Here is a 15,675-nt window from a genome sequence, read left to right as displayed (position 1 = left end):
CCGGCGGCGGGATCAGCAGCTGGACTGAGCCGACGCCGGCCGCATCCAGGTCGCCTGCACCCGCTTGCCGTACGGCAGCGGGCGGACCTCCACCCGGCCCGCGAGCTGGAGCACCATGTGCCAGCCGAATCCGCCGCCCCCGGTGAAGTCGGGCTCGCGCGGTACGGGAGGCAGCGGGCTGGAGTCGTCCATCTCCACCACCAGCGTGTCCTGCCCCGCTGTCAGATGCAGCCGCCACCAGCCGGCGGTGTGCCGCAGCGCGTTGGCGACCAGCTCGGAGACGACGAGCAGCACTGCGTCCCCGTCGGCCCAGGGGCAGTAATGCAGCAGGAAGTCCGCGGTCGCGCGGCGGGCTCCCGAGCTGTCTCTGTGTGGCGAATCCTCGATCACCACATGCGGCTGTGCGTTCATCACCGCTCGCATACCCCAGATGTCGCTCTTCAGCCCATGTTTCTTAACTACCGGACGGCCGGGTTGACGGGAACGCCGCCCGGAGCGCGTCGGCGACCGCTGCGGCCAGCACGGCATGGCCCTCGTCATTGGGGTGCACCCCGTCGGCCAGCTGCCCGGGACCGAGCAGATCGCGTCCTGGCAGCAGCGCGAGCCGCCGGTCGCCGGACCCGTCGCCGATGCGGTCGCGGACGGCCTCCTCCATTGCCGTACGCAGCTCGGCGAGAGTGGCGCCGAGCGGGTTCGGGGTCTGCTCGGCGTCGGGGCGCAGTACGGGGGAGACCAGCAGGAGCGGGATGTCCGGGTGTCCCTGGCGTACGAGCTCGATGAACGCGCGCGTCGTCTCGTACAGCAGCGGGACCGAACAGGGGATGCCGGTCCAGCAGTTGGTGCCGAAGGCGAGGGTGATCACATCGGCGGGCGCTGCCGCCAGCTGCTGCGCCGTGGCCAGTTCGCCCCGGGCCGCGCCCGCGTATCCGAGGTTGACCGTGTCCAGGCCGAGGGTGCGGCCGGCGACCGCGGGCCAGGAGTGAGCGGGGCGGGTGGACCACCAGCCCTCGGTGATGGAGTCGCCGTGGACGAGCCAGCGCGGGCGTGGCGCGGCGGGCGCGACCGTGCCACCGATCGCTCGTACTCCAAGGATCACAGGGGACTGGGCCTCGGGCGGATGGACGGTGAAGGGGCCACTGGTGCCGCCGGGCAGGCTGATCGTGACGACCGCCTCCTCGGCGGGGTCGGTGAAGGTCTCGGACACACAGTCGCCGCCCTGCCAGAGCGCGAAGCAGTGCGCGAGATCCCGCAGCGCGTCGGTCGGACCCGGCACGGTGGCGCGGTAGCGGATCTCGACCGCGTCCGCGCCGTCTGCCGTGAACTCCAGCCGTACGCCGATGGGCAGTGCGGCCCGCTCGCCGGCGTCCCACGCCAGCCGGGCAAGATCGGCCGGGTCCGCGCGCACCGCGCGCCCACGGTCCAGCCAGGCCACGCCTCGCAGAAAGGGGCCGGGTTCGAGCCAGGTCACGCGGGCCTCCCAAGGTCGGGTGCGGAAACCGCACGATCACTGTGCGGTCCAACGCTGTGCAGTCCAACGCTGTCCACTCCGGTGCGGCACCATGCGGCAGACACGACGAGGTGTCCATCGAGTCCGGCATCGGACCGCTCCGGCGTCCCCGCCGTTACCTGCAGGAACATTGCGTTGCGCATGCCAAATCGCGTAGCTTGACTGCGCTTACCGGGGGGTAACCACTGCCGATCAGTTGCCCCCGATCCGTTGTTCTATGTGCTCTGGGGAGACCATGCGCCGGCGATTCCGCCGCCCCACGATCCGCGGCCGGATCGTGACCCTGACGGTCATACCCGTCATCGCTCTGATGGGGCTGTGGACCTTCGCCATGGTCTCGGTCACCGGCGACCTCAGGGCTCTGATCCGGGTCCAGAGTGTGTACGAGGACTTCGGCACCCCGGTCGACACCGCTGTGGGGCAGATCCAGATCGAACGCAGGCTCACCGCCGCGTATCTGGGAGCGGGGCGGAAGGACGGCTCGGCCGCAGTCTCGGCCCTGACCGCGCAGCAGCGTTCGACCGACCGGGCCGTCGGCGCCATGCGTGACGCGATCGGCGACCGGGAGCGGCGTGCGGACCTCTCCGAACGCCAGCGCCAGTCCCTCGACGCGATGGCGGGCGCCGTCGACGGCCTGGAGGACCTGCGTGAGCGGGTGCTGGCCCGGACGATCTCCTGGGACGACGCCGTCGACGCGTACACCGTCCTCGTGCAGCCGACTTTCGACGTGCAGTCCACGCTCACCGCCCTGCAGGCCGGCCAGCTCGCCCGCGAGGCGCAGGTCGTCGTCGAGCTGGTGCGCGTGCGGGAGTTCGTCTCCCGTGAGGACGCTCTGGTCGCCGGGGCGCGTGCCGCGGGCAGTCTGACCGACGGCCAGTACGACGCGCTCACCGCCACCATCGAGGACCGGCGGGTCTTTCACCGTACGTACGTCCCCGACCTCCCGGGCGACTCCAGGAAGCTGTTCACGGACTTCGAGGCGAGCGACGAGTACCGGGCGCTGACGGCCGGTGAGGACGCTCTGCTGCGGGCCGGCGCGTCCGATGCCGGCAGGGCCATGGCCGCCGACTCCTGGCGGACCACGACGGACCGCGCGGTCAAGCGGTACATGCTGCTGTGCACCGATTCGGCGCTGAACACCGCCGACCGCGGCCGGGCTTTCGCCTACCGGGAGATGGTCAAGGCCGCGGTCGTGGGTCTGCTCGGACTGATCGCGGTCGGCCTGTCGATCTGGTTCTCGGTCGCCAGCGGCCGGCGCATCTCGCGCCGCCTGGAGGAGCTGCGCGACGCCGCCGACGTGCTCGCCACTCAGCAGCTGCCCGATGTGATGGAACGGCTCGGCGCGGGCGAGGAGGTGGATGCGGCCGCTGCCGCACCGCCGCTGGACTTCGGCGACGAGGAGAAGGGTCCTGACGAGATCGGTCAGGTCGGCCGGGCACTCAACACCGCCCGGCTGGCGGCCGTCGAGGCCGCCGTCAAACAGGCGACCCTGCGCCGCGGCGTCTTCGCCGTACTGCTCAACATCGCCCGCCGCAACCAGGCGCTGGTGCACCGGCAGTCGAAGCTTGTCGACACTCTGGAACGCCGCACCACCGACCCGGACACGCTCGAGGACCTGTTCCGGATCGACCATCTGACGACCCGGATGCGACGCCATGCGGAGGGGCTCATCATCCTCTCCGGCGCCACACCGGGACGACGCTGGCGCAAGCCGGTACCCGTGGTGGACATCGTGGCTGCCGCGGTCGGCGAGATCGAGGACTACACCCGGGTCGTGGTGCCGCCGATGCCGGCCGTGGGCATCAGCGCGGAGGCGGTCGCCGACGTGGTGCACCTCGTCGCCGAGCTTGTCGAGAACGCCGCCGTGTTCTCCCCGCCGCACACCCAGGTCACCATGCGCACCGGCCAGGCCCGCAACGGATTCGTGCTGGAGATCGACGACCGCGGCCTCGGTATGGACGCGGACGAACTGGACCAGGCGCACCAGACGCTGGCGAGGCCCCGCGACTTCGACCCGGCACAGGACGAGCGCCTCGGCCTGTACGTCGTCGGCCGGCTCGCCGAGCGGCACGGTATCGGGGTCACCCTCACCCGCTCGCCGTACGGCGGCACCACGGCCGTAGTGCTGCTGCCCCACCCGATCCTCGCCCCCGTCGAGCCGGTCCCGCCCGCCCAGGGCAAGGAACCGGGCCCGCCCGCCCAGGCGACCAAGGAGCCGGTGGGCAGGCCGCAGCCCGCCCCGGTCCGGGCCCTGCCGACGGCCGCCCCCCGGGCGCTGGAGGTCGTGCAGCCGGCACACGACCGCGCCAAGGAGGAGCCGCAGGCGCAGCCCGCCGCGCAGCCGCCCGAGCCCGGCCCGCCGCTGCTCGGACTGCCGACCCGGGTGCGGCAGGCATCGCTCGCCGCCCCGCTGCGCGACGCACCCTCCGCAGCGGCCGAGGACCCCGACCGTGAGGTGTCCCCGGAAGAGATGCGCTCGATCTTCGGAGCCTTCCAGCGCGGTCTCGACCGCGGCCGCAAGGGCGATCCCGCAGGACCCGCGTCGCCGGGGGCCGAGCCGCGCTCCCGTACGACCGATGAAGGGACGGACGATGATGGCTGACGAACCCACGGGGGACCCGGCGGGCCTCGGCTGGCTGCTCGACGATCTACTGGCCAGGACCGACCATGTACTCCAGGCGGTGCTGCTGACCGCGGACGGTCTGGTCAGCAGCGCCTCCAAAGGCATGGCCAGGAAGGACATCGAACATCTCTCCGCCGTCTGCGCGGGCTTCCACAGCCTCGCCAAGGAGGCCGGCGACCGCTTCGAGGCCGGGTCCGTGCGGCAGACGATGGTGATGCTCGACCACGCCTTCCTCTTCATCACTCCCGCCGGCGACGGCAGCCGTCTTGCGGTGCTCTCCGACCCCGAGACCGACGTCGGACAGCTGGCCCACGAAATGTCGCTGCTGGTCAGGCGGGTGGGCCGACATATGGCCGTCCCCACGCGCTCGGCCCCCGAGGCCACCGACACCTAAACCGTGAGCGACCACTGGTACGAGGACGAGACCGGCCCTCTGGTGCGGCCGTACACCGCGACCGGCGGCCGGACCCGTCCCGCCGCCGAGCACAGCATCGATCTGATGTCGCAGGTCACGGCCGTGGACCCGACCGGATCCGAGCCGCGGCTCGACCATGCCCGCAGCTCGCTGCTCGAGCTGGTGCGCCGCGAGCCGCGCCCGGTTGCCGAGATCGCCGCCGACGCGGATCTGCCCCTCACCGTCGTACGCGTCCTGCTGGCCGACCTGGTCGAGGCCGGACTGATCCGGGTCTCCGCGCCGGTCAGCCACGAGGGTCTGAACGACCCGGAGCTGCTGCGCGAAATCGTCGACCGCCTTCGGGAGCTGTGAGGCATTCGTTCACCGGTGCGCAATGTTTCCCCGTGCCGTCCGTCATCGCGCAATGATCGTTCGCAGATGCGCAACAACCCTGCATTACGGGCATGAGCGAGAGCCTCGTAGGCTCACTCCCCGTACCAGGAGTGGCGGTGACCGTCTGCTCGGCGGTTCCTCCCCTCATGCGCGGGCTTCTCCGCCATGCCCGCGGGCCGCCGGTCACCCCGCCGCCGACCCGCAGCCATGAAGGAGCCCCGGAGTGCTTGACCACGGCGAAGCCCCACCCGCGACCGCGCCGTCCCCCGCCCGGAGCCAGGGCCTGGGCGCCCGGCTGATGCGGCGCAAGCCCGTCGAGCAGCTGGTCGCCGAAGGCGGCCAGGGCGAGGGAGGCTCGCTGCGTCGCTCGCTCACGATGTGGCAACTGACCATGATCAGCATCGGTGCGACGCTCGGCACCGGCATCTTCGTCGTGCTCGGCGAGGCCACGCCGCTGGCCGGCCCGGCCGTCGCGATCTCGTTCGTCATCGCCGGTCTGACCGCGCTGTTCTCGGCCCTCTCCTATGCCGAGCTGGCCGGGTCCATCCCGGTTTCCGGCTCCTCGTACTCGTACTCGTACGCCACCATGGGCGAGATCGTCGCCTGGATCTGCGGCTGGTGTCTGATCCTGGAGTACGGAGTCTCGGTCGCGGCCGTGGCCGTCGGCTGGGGGGAATATCTCAACGAGTTGCTCGACGGCACGATCGGGGTGACCATCCCCGAAGCGATCTCCGCCCCGTTGGGCGAGGGCGGCTTGATCAACCTGCCGGCGCTGGTCGTCGTGCTGCTCGCCATGTCTTTCCTGATGGGCGGCGCCAAGGAGAGCGCCCGGGTCAACACGATCATGGTCGGCGTGAAGATCGTGACGCTGCTGCTCTTCATCGGCATCGGCTTCATGGGCATCAAGGCCGGTAACTACACCCCGCTCGCCCCGCTCGGCGTGACCGGGATCAGCGCCGCCGCGGCCAGCCTCTTCTTCTCGTACATCGGCTTCGACGCGGCCTCCACCGCCGGCGAAGAGGCCAAGAACCCCAAGCGGGACCTCCCGCGCGCGATCATGCTGTCGCTGCTGATCGTCACCGTGCTCTACTGCCTGGTTGCGCTCGTCGCCGTCGGCGCCATGCCGTGGCAGGACTTCGAGGGCACCGAGGCCGCCCTGGCCCAGATCATGAAGGACGTCACGGGCCAGAGCGTCTGGGGTGTGGTGCTCGCCGCGGGCGCGGTCGTCGCCATCGCCTCCGTGGTCTTCGCGGTGCTCTACGGCCAGACCCGCATCCTGTTCGCGATGTCCCGCGACGGCCTGGTTCCCAAGCTGTTCGCCAAGGTGAACCCGCGTACGGGTGCCCCGCGCGCCAACACCGTCATCGTCTCGCTCTTCTGCGGGGCCCTTGCGGCCTTCATCCCGCTGGGCGAGCTGGCCAATGCCACCAGCATCGGCACGCTCTTCGCCTTTGCGCTGGTCAACGTCGCCGTGGTGATCCTGCGCTACAAGCGCCCCGACATGAACCGCACGTTCACGGTGATGCTGTTCCCGGTCACCCCGATCCTCGGCTTCATCTTCTGCGGCTACCTGATGTACACGATGCCGGGCACCACCTGGATGGTCTTCGGTGGCTGGATGATCGTCGGCCTCGTGTTCTACTTCGGATACGGCATGCGCCGCTCCCGACTTGCCACAGCAGAGAAGTGATCCACCCGCAGTGCGACTGAACGATCTCGACGAACGCATCGTCCACGCCCTCGCCGAGGACGCCCGCCGCTCCTACGCGGACATCGGCTCCGAGGTCGGCCTCTCCGCGCCCGCCGTCAAGCGGCGGGTCGACCGGCTGCGCGCCGAAGGGGCCATCACCGGATTCACCGTTCGGGTGGACCCGGCGGCGCTCGGCTGGGAGACCGAGGGCTACGTCGAGATCTACTGCCGCCACAACACCTCGCCCGACGCCATCCGCCGGGGCATGGAGCGCTACCCAGAGGTCGTGTCCGCCTCCACCGTCACCGGTGAGGCGGACGCGATCGTCCAGGTATTCGCCTCCGACATGCGCCACTTCGAGCGGGTGCTCGAGCGGATCGCGGGCGAGCCGTTCGTGGTGCGCACCAAGTCGGTGCTGGTGCTCTCCCCGCTGCTGCGGCGGTTCTCGTCGGGCGCGCCCGCCTGAGCCGTCAGAGCTTGGGGTGCCAGGGCTGTACCTTGAAGTCGCCCGTCCCGGCCTTGACCTTCTCGAACGGCGCCGAGCCCACGCACTTGGGCAGGTCCTCAGTCTCCACGGGACTGCCCGTGGCGGCCCAGCTGTAGCCGAGCCGGTCGTTCCTGCCCAGGTCGTGGACCGTGATGCCGACCCGCTTGCCCTTCGCGCCCTTCAGGTCGGACTTGGTGATGACACCGCTCACCACGGCCACCTTGCCGCCGGTCAACAGGCAGTCGACCCTGGCCTCGGCGAAGGCGCCCTTGCCGTTCAGGTAGTGGCTGAAGCGAAAGGTGCCGGTCGCCTTCGTCGGGTCGTCGTTGTCCTTCGCCGCCAGATGTGCGTCGAAGGTGAAGGTGATGTCGTCGCCGAGCGACCGGTACAGCTTCGCGGAGCCGGTGAGTACGGCTGCCTCGCGGGTCCCGCCGTCGCCATCCCCCGAGGCGACGGCGGAGCCCGCGGCTCCGGCAGTGATCAGCAGCGCCGCCCCGATGGCGGCGATCTTCGTACGACGGTGAGCGATGCGGCTCATGACAGGCCCTTTCGGCAGGTGATCCAACGCCCACCACTCTTCCGGCGGCGGCTCCCCGGCACATCGAGCCAGAGGCTGCACCGGTGCTCCGCCGCCCGGCGGGGGAGAGCCCCGTTCCTCTCCGACCGTGGTCTGATCCCGGCGCACGCAACGAATCACCGCCGCGGGTACACATCGCGCAATGGATCGACCAGCGACGCGCAACGGTCCCGCCTTGTCCGGGCGGGAGTCCGGACCGTACCGTTTTAACGTCTTCTTCACCCCGCATACATCGCCCCGAGGTTGCTCATGCCCCCGCTGCGCACCGCACTGCTCCAGAGTTCCGGCATACCGGGCTCCGTCGCCGAGAACCTCAAGGTGCTCGACGATGCCGCGAGCAATGCCGCTGCCACCGGCGCCCGGCTGCTGATCTGCCCCGAGATGTTTCTGACCGGGTACGCGATCGGTGACCAGGTCCCGGTGCTGGCCGAGCCCGCCGACGGCCCCGGCGCCCGGTCCGTCGCGGAGATCGCCGCGCGCCACGGCATCGCGGTGATGTACGGATACCCCGAGCGGGACGGCGAGCGGATCTTCAACTCCGCGCAGCTGATCGGCCCCGGCGGCGAAAGCCTTGCGAACTACCGCAAGACCCATCTCTTCGGCTGCTTCGAGCAGCAGTGGTTCACTCCGGGCGAGCAGCCGGTCGTCCAGGCGGAACTCGGCGGGATCCGGATCGGCATGCTGATCTGCTACGACGTGGAGTTCCCGGAGAACGTCCGGGCGCATGCTCTCGCCGGCACCGATCTGCTGCTGGTGCCCACCGCCCAGATGCACCCCTTCCAGTTCGTCGCCGAGTCCCTCGTCCCGGTGCGGGCCTTCGAGAGCCAGATGTACATCGCGTACGTCAACAGGACCGGACCGGAGGGCGAGTTCGAGTTCGTCGGACTCAGCTGCCTCGCGAGCCCCGACGGCGCCGTGAGGACCCGTGCGGGCCGCGGCGAGGAGCTCGTCATCGGCGAGGTGGACCCCGGTCTGCTGAGCGCCTCGCGTGAGACCAATCCGTATCTGCGCGACCGCCGCCCCGGCCTGTACACCTCCCTGGTCTGAACCCCTTCCCGCTTGCCGCTCACGCTTTCCCCGCAAGGAGTCCGTACCCCATGACGTCCACGGTGCCCACCACTGCTGTCCAGCACACCGACGAGCAGCCGCCGATCACCATGTTCGGTCCGGACTTTCCGTACGCGTACGACGACTTCCTCGCCCACCCGGCCGGCCTGGGCCAGATACCGGCGACCGAGCACGGCACCGAGGTCGCGGTCATCGGCGGCGGCCTCTCCGGCATCGTCGCCGCGTACGAGCTGATGAAGATGGGCCTCAAGCCCGTCGTCTACGAGGCTGACCAGATCGGCGGCCGACTGCGCACCGTCGGCTTCGACGGCTGCGATGACGAGCTGAGCGCCGAGATGGGCGCCATGCGCTTCCCGCCCTCCTCCACCGCGCTGCAGCACTACATCGACCTGGTCGGCCTGACCACGCAGTCCTTCCCCAACCCGCTCGCCCCCGTCACCCCGTCGACCGTCGTCGACCTCAAGGGCGAGTCGCACTACGCGGAGACCATCGACGACCTGCCGCAGGTCTATCGCGATGTGATGGACGCCTGGAACGCCTGCCTCGAAGAGGGCGCCGACTTCTCCGACATGAACCGCGCCATGCGCGAGCGCGATGTGCCGCGCATCCGCGAGATCTGGGCGAAGCTGGTGGAGAAGCTCGACAACCAGACGTTCTACGGCTTCCTCTGCGAGTCCGAGGCCTTCAAGTCCTTCCGGCACCGCGAGATCTTCGGCCAGGTCGGCTTCGGCACCGGCGGCTGGGACACCGACTTCCCCAACTCCATTCTGGAGATCCTGCGCGTCGTCTACTCCGAGGCCGACGACCACCACCGCGGCATCGTCGAGGGCAGCCAGCAGCTGCCGCTGCGGCTCTGGGAACGCGAGCCGGAGAAGATCGTGCACTGGGCACAGGGCACCTCGCTGTCCTCGCTGCACGACGGCGAGCCGAAGCCGGCCGTGACCCGGCTGCACCGCACCGCGGGCAACCGGATCACCGTCACCGACGCCTCCGGCGACATCCGCACTTACCAGGCGGCCGTCTTCACCGCGCAGTCCTGGATGCTGCTCTCCAAGATCGCCTGTGACGACTCGCTCTTCCCCATCGACCACTGGACGGCGATGGAGCGGACGCACTACATGGAGTCGTCCAAGCTCTTCGTCCCGGTCGACCGGCCCTTCTGGCTGGACAAGGACGAGCAGACCGGCCGGGACGTCATGTCGATGACGCTGACCGACCGGATGACGCGTGGCACGTATCTGCTGGACAACGGTCCCGACAAGCCGGCCGTCATCTGTCTCTCGTACACCTGGTGCGACGACAGCCTCAAGTGGCTGCCGCTGTCCGCGAACGAGCGGATGGAGGTCATGCTCAAGTCGCTCGGCGAGATCTACCCGAACGTCGACATCCGCAGCCACATCATCGGCAACCCGGTCACCGTGTCCTGGGAGAACGAGCCGTACTTCATGGGCGCGTTCAAGGCGAACCTGCCCGGCCACTACCGCTACCAGCGCCGTCTGTTCACGCACTTCATGCAGGACCGGCTGCCCGAGGACAAGCGCGGCATCTTCCTCGCGGGCGACGACATCTCCTGGACGGCGGGCTGGGCCGAGGGCGCCGTGCAGACCGCGCTGAACGCGGTGTGGGGCGTGATGCACCAGCTCGGCGGGTCGACGGACGCGTCCAACCCGGGCCCCGGCGACCTCTACGACGAAATCGCTCCGGTCGAACTGCCGGAGGACTGAGACCAGCCGTCCGGGGCCGGCCGCGATCCGGCCGGCCTCGGACGGTGATCAACCGATCAGCCCTGGCCGGTCAGCGCCAGGGCGTGAGCAGACAGCGCCCGACGAGACCGACGCCCGTGTCCAGTCGCTCGGTGAACTCCTCGGCCAGGCCAGGGAGTTCCCGTACTCCCCACAGCAGCCGGGCTGCCGACCAGGCGCCGTCCCTCGCCCGCTCCAGGCTCCACGAACCCAGCAGATGTGTCAGCGGATCGGCGATCTCCAGCAGATCGGGGCCCGGCATCAGTTCCTCACGGATGCGCTCCTCGAGCAGGATGAGGATGTCACCGACGCGATCGAACTCGCCCTCCAGATCCGCCGGTTCGCAGCCGAGCGTCCGACAGGTGTCCACCACCGCGAGCGCCAGATCGTGCCCGATGTGCGCATTGATGCCGGCGAGGGCGAACTGCAGCGGCCGTACGCCGGGATGGCGCCGGTACTGGAACAGCGGCCGCCAGCAGGCCGGCGCCCGGCGGCCCGCGGCCGCCGCGTCCACGGCAGTCAGATAGCGCTGGGCGAAGAGCACGTCCAGTGTGACGGCAGCCCGCCGGTCGGGGAATTCACCGTCGTCGATACGTCGTTCGATCTCCTCCGTCACCGACAGATAGACCCGGTTGAAGACGGCGACCCCGTCCGTGGCCGGCCAGTCGTCGCGCAGCGCGTGCATCCGCTCCACCACCGAATCGACCGGGGACGTGCGGAGAGCGGCCCGGGTCGCGAAGTGTTCCGTCTGCGCCATGCAGGCAGCGTCCCAGCCGACGGCCGGATGGCACGGTGACGGGCCGGGGCTTCCCCAGAACGGAGGACCTACGGCTGGGTGTCGTACGTAGACGTGCCCGAGTCCAGCAGGGGCTCCTGTCGCTACCGCCGCGCTCGAAGCAGGAAGATCGCCCCCGACGCCGGACATCATGATCGCGAGGTCGGGTCCAGGCCCATCAGGACCGGCGCTACGAAGGACGCGCCGAACACGGCCACCATATGTTGGGCGTCGCCCTGCCGTGCGGGGCCAGGACAGCTGCTCGCCGGGGCGTACGACGGCGCCGGGAGCGGGAGTCCGCCCGTCGCCGCGCAGGGGCCGGCGCACGCCGAGGTGCACGGGCCCGCTCCACTTCGACGGGCCTTCGATGATCGGCGCCATCGTCATGCGCCGGCCGGGCCCGAGTCCCATCCGTGAATCGTGCGCTCGGCATTGTCACTTGTACCTGGCGGCCCTACGCTCACACGGTCCCGTTCATGAACTTCGTTCACGTATCTGATGGGAGCGCTCGATGACCGGAAGACCCCGACGGCGCCTGGGAGTTGTGCTCACTGCCGTCGCCGCCTGCGTCACCGTGCTCGTACCGATCGCGTCGTCCCAGGCCGCGGCCACGACCGGCTCGCATCGGGTGCCGAAGACGGTGGTGATTGACGGCAAGCGGCTCAAGGAGGCCAAGTCGCGTCTCGACCACGGCGACCCGGCACTGCGCAAGGCGGCCCAGGCCCTTGTCGCACGCGCCGACGGCTGGCTCGGGCAGGGGCCCTGGACCGTCGTGGACAAGCCCAAGCCCGCACCGGGCGGCGATGTCCACGACTATCTGAGCCAGGCGCCCTACTGGTGGCCCTCGCAGCCCAAGACGCCCGAGAATCCCTGGGGTTGCCCCTACGTCCAGCGCGACGGGGAGCGCAATCCCGAGGTCGACACCGGCACCGACCGCCCCGACATCGGCAAGGTCGTGAACTCGGTCAGCACGCTGAGCCTGGCCTGGTACTACACGGGCAAGAAGCAGTACGCCGAGCATGCGTCGACGATCCTGCGCACCTGGTTCGTGGACCCGGCGACCCGGATGAACCCCAATCTGAACCACGGGCAGTTCATCCCCTGCAAGTACGACGGCCGGGCGATCGGCATCATCGACTTCTCCCAGCAGTACACCAGCGTCCTGGACGCCGTCGCGATCCTCGACACCGGGGCGCCCGGCTGGTCGACGAGCGACCGGACGGCGGTGCGGGCGTGGAACACGACCTTCCTGGACTGGCTGGTGAACTCTCCCTTCGGCAAGGAGGAGTCGGCGGCCAAGAACAACCACGGCACGTTCCATGACATGCAGGTGGCCGCCCTGGCCCTCGCCGCCGGCGACAAGGACCTCGCGCGCAAGGTCGTCCTCGACGCCCGCGGCAAGCGGATCGACCCCCAGATAGCCGCCGACGGCAGTCAGCCGCAGGAGCTTGCCCGGACCCGCAGCTGGCACTACTCGACCTTCGACCTGGTCGCGTACACCCGGCTCGCGGCCATCGGCAAGCATGTGGGTGTGAACCTCTGGGCCTATCAGGGGCCGCAGGCGCAGAGCCTGTTCAAGGCGGTCGACTATCTGCTGCCCGCCGCGACCGGGGCGGCCGCCTGGCCGCACCCCGAGCTCGAGTTCTACCGGTACGCGGCGAGTGATGTGGTGCATGCGGCCGCCGACGCCGGTGACCGGCAGGCCAAGGCCGCGGTCCCGCGCCTGGAGACTCCGCCGGGCGGGGACCTCTGGGTGCTGCGGCCCGCGGCGGAACAGCTCGACTCCATCGCGGGCTGAGCGGCGCGCGCTCCGCGCCGGCGGGGTTCCGCGCCGGCGGGGTTTCGCGCCGTACCCCGCTCCTCAATCGCCGGAGGGGCTGCAATCAGCCCGCGTCACCGTGTCCGAGACGCCCGACCTCGCGCTCTCCCGACCGGCCGAGCGCAGCACCCCCGCGCCCGCGACCAGCCCGCACGCCAGCGCCGTCACGAGGCCGAAGGAGACCACCAGACTCGTCGCGTCGGCGACCGCGCCGATCGCCGAGGGAGCGATGAGTCCCGAGGTGTACGTGATGGTGGCGACGCCTGCGATGGCCTGACTGGGATTGGGGCCGCTGCGCCCGGCCGCCGCGAAGGCGAGCGGCACGACCACAGCCACACCGAGCCCGATGAACGCGAAGCCGGTCATCGCCACGGCCGGATGGGGCGCCACGACCACCAGCAGCCCGCCCGCGGTCGCGAGCACACCGCCCACCCGCACCGTGCGCACCGGGCCGAAGCGGTCCACGATCCGGTCACCCGCGAGCCGCGCCACCGTCATGGTCAGCGCGAAGGCCGTGGTGGAGGCGGCCGCGAGACCGGCCGAGGTGTCCAGTACGTCCCGCAGGAAGACCGCGGACCAGTCAAGGCTGGCGCCCTCCGCGAACACCGCGCAGAACCCGACCGCGCCGATGACGATCGCCGACCCGGGCGGCAGCGCGAAACGCGGCGGCGGCTCCTCGTGGGGCGCGCTGCGCAGGTCCAGTACGCCCTGACAGGCGATCAGCCCGAGCGCGGTCAGGACCGCGGCGGCGAGGGCGTGGTGCAGCCGGGCGTCGCTGCCGAGATGTGCGGCGAGTGTCCCGCCCGCGGAGCCGATCAGCGCACCGGCGCTCCACATGCCGTGCAGTCCGGACATGATCGAGCGGTCGAGGCGGTTCTCGATCTCGACACCCAGGGCGTTCATCGCCACGTCCGACATGCCCGCCGTGGCGCCGAACACGAACAGCGCCGTACAGAGGGAGAGCAGATTCGGGGCGAGGGACGGCATGGTCAGCGAGAGCGTCCACAGCGTGATCAGGCCGCGCAGCGCGTTGCGCGCGCCGAAGCGGTGGCTGATCGCGCCGGCCAGCGGCATGGCCACGGAGGCGCCGAGCGCCGGAAAGGCGAGCGCGAGACCGAGCTGCCCCGCGCCGACCGCCGCATGCTCCTGGATCCAGGGAATGCGGGTGGCGAAGCTGCCGGTGACCGCGCCGTGTACACAGAAGACGGCGGCTACGGCGAACCGCGCGCGCTTCAACTGGCTCCGTCCGAAGACCACTTCGCCGGCCATGTCTATGCCCCTCCCCACAGGAGTCCCGCGTAAACTATCAGGAACCCTGCCTGATAAATAGTGGCGCGGCAGCGATCTGGAAGGATTCCGGCATGCCCGCATCTCCGAGCACCGCCCGGGCCATCAACGACCGGCTCGCCCTCCGACTACTGCAGCAGGAAGGCCCGTTGACGGCAGGGCAGCTGAAGACCATGACCGGACTCTCCCGTCCCACCGTCGCCGATCTGGTGGAGCGGCTGCAGCTGTCCGGTCTGATACAGGTTGTCGGCGAGGCGGGCGCCGAGCGCCGCGGCCCCAATGCCCGGCTGTACGGGATCGTCGCCGACCGCGCGCACCTGGCCGCCCTCGACGTACGCACCCAGAGCGTGACCGTGGTCGTCGCCGATCTGCTCGGCGTCACCCTCGCCGAGGCTTCGCTGCCCGTCGGCAGCGACACCGGCACCGGGCCCGCCGTCGAGCGGGCGGTCGCACTCCTGGAGCGGACGGCCAGGGAGGCGGGAGCGGCCCGGCTGCACAGCGTCGGGATCGGCGCGCCCGGCCTGATCGACCCGGTCACCGGCGAACTGCGCGACACCTCCGGCCTGCCCGCCTGGCACCGCCGCCTGGTCGCCGCGCTCCAGGAGCGGCTGCCTGCCGGAGTCCTCGTCGAGAACGAGACCAATCTGGCCGCCGTGGCCGAACAGCGCCTCGGCGCGGCCCGCGATCGCGACACCTTCGCTCTGCTGTGGCTCGGCCACGGGATCGGCGCGGCCCTCTTCCTCGACGGCAGACTCCGCCGAGGCGCGTCGGGCGGCGCGGGTGAGATCGGCTTCCTGCCGGTACCCGGCACGGCGGGACTCCCGAGCGGGGTCGACTGCGAGGGCGGCTTCCACTCGCTGGCCGCGTCCGCCGCGATCTGCGCGCTCGCCGGCCGGCACGGGATCGAGGTGCCGCAGTCCCAGGAACCGAGGGCCGCGGCGGTCGTCCGGACAGCCGTGACGGCCGGTCGGGACGATTTCCTCGATGCCCTCGCCGACCGTCTCGCGCTCGGCGCGGCCGCGGTCGCCGCCGTCCTCGACCCGGGCTGTGTGGTCCTGGGCGGCGAGGTCGGGCATGCGGGCGGCGCGGAACTGGCCGCCCGGGTCGAGGCCCGGCTGGCCGAGATCTCTCCGCTGCGTACGGAGGTACGGGCGGGAAGGCTCGGCGGCGCCGCGGTCCTGAGCGGAGCGCTGCTGGCGGCGCGCGAGGCGGCCCAGGACGAACTCTTCGCACCGGGCGCACAAGTGCACGGCGGGCCGCGATCGTTGTGACCGGGTCCGGGCGGCGGGGTTCGTCCTCAATCGCCGGAAAGG

14 protein-coding genes and 1 pseudogene are annotated in these 15,675 nt (G+C 70.7%); 9 read left to right on the top strand and 6 right to left on the bottom strand.

All coding sequences use genetic code 11. The features are described from left to right. Positions 1–12: 12 nt before the first annotated feature. Together OG735_RS06970 and OG735_RS06965 are read right to left on the bottom strand one after the other, a co-directional pair. Positions 13–411, bottom strand: a complete 399-nt coding sequence (locus OG735_RS06970; protein WP_327322254.1) for an ATP-binding protein — start codon at positions 409–411, stop codon at positions 13–15. Positions 412–454: 43 nt separating this feature from the next. Further along, the gene (locus OG735_RS06965) at positions 455–1,468 is read right to left on the bottom strand and encodes a GDSL-type esterase/lipase family protein (RefSeq protein WP_327322253.1); all 1,014 of its coding nucleotides are present in this window, start codon (positions 1,466–1,468) and stop codon (positions 455–457) included. 274 nt (positions 1,469–1,742) lie between these two features. Between OG735_RS06965 and OG735_RS06960 the strand changes: the two genes are divergently transcribed. The 5 genes from OG735_RS06960 (at position 1,743) to OG735_RS06940 (ending at position 7,073) form a co-directional block, all read left to right on the top strand. Continuing rightward, the gene (locus OG735_RS06960) at positions 1,743–4,109 is read left to right on the top strand and encodes a sensor histidine kinase (protein ID WP_327322252.1); all 2,367 of its coding nucleotides are present in this window, start codon (positions 1,743–1,745) and stop codon (positions 4,107–4,109) included. After that, positions 4,099–4,524, top strand: a complete 426-nt coding sequence (locus OG735_RS06955; RefSeq protein WP_385308518.1) for a roadblock/LC7 domain-containing protein — start codon at positions 4,099–4,101, stop codon at positions 4,522–4,524. Before OG735_RS06960 ends, OG735_RS06955 begins: the two co-directional genes overlap by 11 nt. 3 nt (positions 4,525–4,527) lie before the next feature. Further along, the gene (locus tag OG735_RS06950; RefSeq protein ID WP_327322250.1) at positions 4,528–4,896 is read left to right on the top strand and encodes a DUF742 domain-containing protein; all 369 of its coding nucleotides are present in this window, start codon (positions 4,528–4,530) and stop codon (positions 4,894–4,896) included. Between the two features lie 244 nt (positions 4,897–5,140). Then, on the top strand, positions 5,141–6,607 hold the full coding sequence (locus OG735_RS06945; RefSeq protein WP_327322249.1) for an amino acid permease: 1,467 nt from the start codon (positions 5,141–5,143) through the stop codon (positions 6,605–6,607). Between the two features lie 10 nt (positions 6,608–6,617). Next, positions 6,618–7,073: an Lrp/AsnC family transcriptional regulator gene (locus OG735_RS06940; protein WP_327322248.1), complete on the top strand. Its 456-nt coding sequence runs from the start codon at positions 6,618–6,620 to the stop codon at positions 7,071–7,073. Between the two features lie 4 nt (positions 7,074–7,077). Here the strand turns inward: OG735_RS06940 and OG735_RS06935 are convergent, their stop codons facing one another. After that, on the bottom strand, positions 7,078–7,632 hold the full coding sequence (locus OG735_RS06935; RefSeq protein ID WP_327322247.1) for a Repetin: 555 nt from the start codon (positions 7,630–7,632) through the stop codon (positions 7,078–7,080). Positions 7,633–7,920: 288 nt separating this feature from the next. Between OG735_RS06935 and OG735_RS06930 the strand changes: the two genes are divergently transcribed. Beyond that, a complete protein-coding gene (locus tag OG735_RS06930; protein WP_327322246.1) occupies positions 7,921–8,718 on the top strand; it encodes a carbon-nitrogen hydrolase family protein in 798 nt (265 codons plus the stop codon). 50 nt (positions 8,719–8,768) lie between these two features. Then, positions 8,769–10,463 (top strand): flavin monoamine oxidase family protein, encoded by a 1,695-nt coding sequence (locus OG735_RS06925; RefSeq protein WP_327322245.1) that lies wholly within the window; start codon positions 8,769–8,771, stop codon positions 10,461–10,463. Positions 10,464–10,533: 70 nt separating this feature from the next. Here OG735_RS06925 and OG735_RS06920 read toward each other — a convergent pair whose 3' ends face one another. Together OG735_RS06920 and OG735_RS06915 are read right to left on the bottom strand one after the other, a co-directional pair. After that, entirely contained in the window at positions 10,534–11,238 is a 705-nt protein-coding gene (locus OG735_RS06920) for a DUF5995 family protein (RefSeq protein WP_327322244.1), read from the bottom strand. A 156-nt stretch (positions 11,239–11,394) separates the two neighbouring features. After that, positions 11,395–11,595 (bottom strand): annotated as a pseudogene (locus tag OG735_RS06915) (nitrate reductase); the annotation flags it as partial. A 172-nt stretch (positions 11,596–11,767) separates the two neighbouring features. Here OG735_RS06915 and OG735_RS06910 point away from each other — a divergent pair. Further along, positions 11,768–13,054, top strand: coding sequence for an alginate lyase family protein (locus tag OG735_RS06910; protein WP_327322243.1), 1,287 nt, complete (start codon positions 11,768–11,770; stop codon positions 13,052–13,054). A gap of 63 nt (positions 13,055–13,117) precedes the next feature. Here OG735_RS06910 and OG735_RS06905 read toward each other — a convergent pair whose 3' ends face one another. Beyond that, positions 13,118–14,344, bottom strand: a complete 1,227-nt coding sequence (locus tag OG735_RS06905; protein ID WP_327322242.1) for an MFS transporter — start codon at positions 14,342–14,344, stop codon at positions 13,118–13,120. A gap of 92 nt (positions 14,345–14,436) precedes the next feature. Between OG735_RS06905 and OG735_RS06900 the strand changes: the two genes are divergently transcribed. Beyond that, positions 14,437–15,633 (top strand): ROK family transcriptional regulator, encoded by a 1,197-nt coding sequence (locus OG735_RS06900; RefSeq protein ID WP_327322241.1) that lies wholly within the window; start codon positions 14,437–14,439, stop codon positions 15,631–15,633. The last annotated feature ends 42 nt before the right edge of the window (positions 15,634–15,675 follow it).

It is taken from the genome of Streptomyces sp. NBC_01210 (genome assembly GCF_036010325.1).
Taxonomy (GTDB): Bacteria; Actinomycetota; Actinomycetes; order Streptomycetales; family Streptomycetaceae; genus Streptomyces.
The sequence above is the reverse complement of the archived record's forward strand: the minus strand, read 5'-3'. Positions and strand labels throughout refer to the sequence as shown.

Excerpts from the sequence above, each read along its gene's own strand:
- OG735_RS06970 (WP_327322254.1), bottom strand. The coding sequence starts at position 411 with ATGAACGCACAGCCGCATGTGGTGATCGAGGATTCGCCACACAGAGAC.
- OG735_RS06960 (WP_327322252.1), top strand. The coding sequence starts at position 1,743 with ATGCGCCGGCGATTCCGCCGCCCCACGATCCGCGGCCGGATCGTGACC.
- OG735_RS06955 (WP_385308518.1), top strand. The coding sequence starts at position 4,099 with ATGATGGCTGACGAACCCACGGGGGACCCGGCGGGCCTCGGCTGGCTG.
- OG735_RS06935 (WP_327322247.1), bottom strand. The coding sequence starts at position 7,632 with ATGAGCCGCATCGCTCACCGTCGTACGAAGATCGCCGCCATCGGGGCG.
- OG735_RS06930 (WP_327322246.1), top strand. The coding sequence starts at position 7,921 with ATGCCCCCGCTGCGCACCGCACTGCTCCAGAGTTCCGGCATACCGGGC.
- OG735_RS06925 (WP_327322245.1), top strand. The coding sequence starts at position 8,769 with ATGACGTCCACGGTGCCCACCACTGCTGTCCAGCACACCGACGAGCAG.
- OG735_RS06920 (WP_327322244.1), bottom strand. The coding sequence starts at position 11,238 with ATGGCGCAGACGGAACACTTCGCGACCCGGGCCGCTCTCCGCACGTCC.
- OG735_RS06910 (WP_327322243.1), top strand. The coding sequence starts at position 11,768 with ATGACCGGAAGACCCCGACGGCGCCTGGGAGTTGTGCTCACTGCCGTC.
- OG735_RS06905 (WP_327322242.1), bottom strand. The coding sequence starts at position 14,344 with ATGGCCGGCGAAGTGGTCTTCGGACGGAGCCAGTTGAAGCGCGCGCGG.
- OG735_RS06900 (WP_327322241.1), top strand. The coding sequence starts at position 14,437 with ATGCCCGCATCTCCGAGCACCGCCCGGGCCATCAACGACCGGCTCGCC.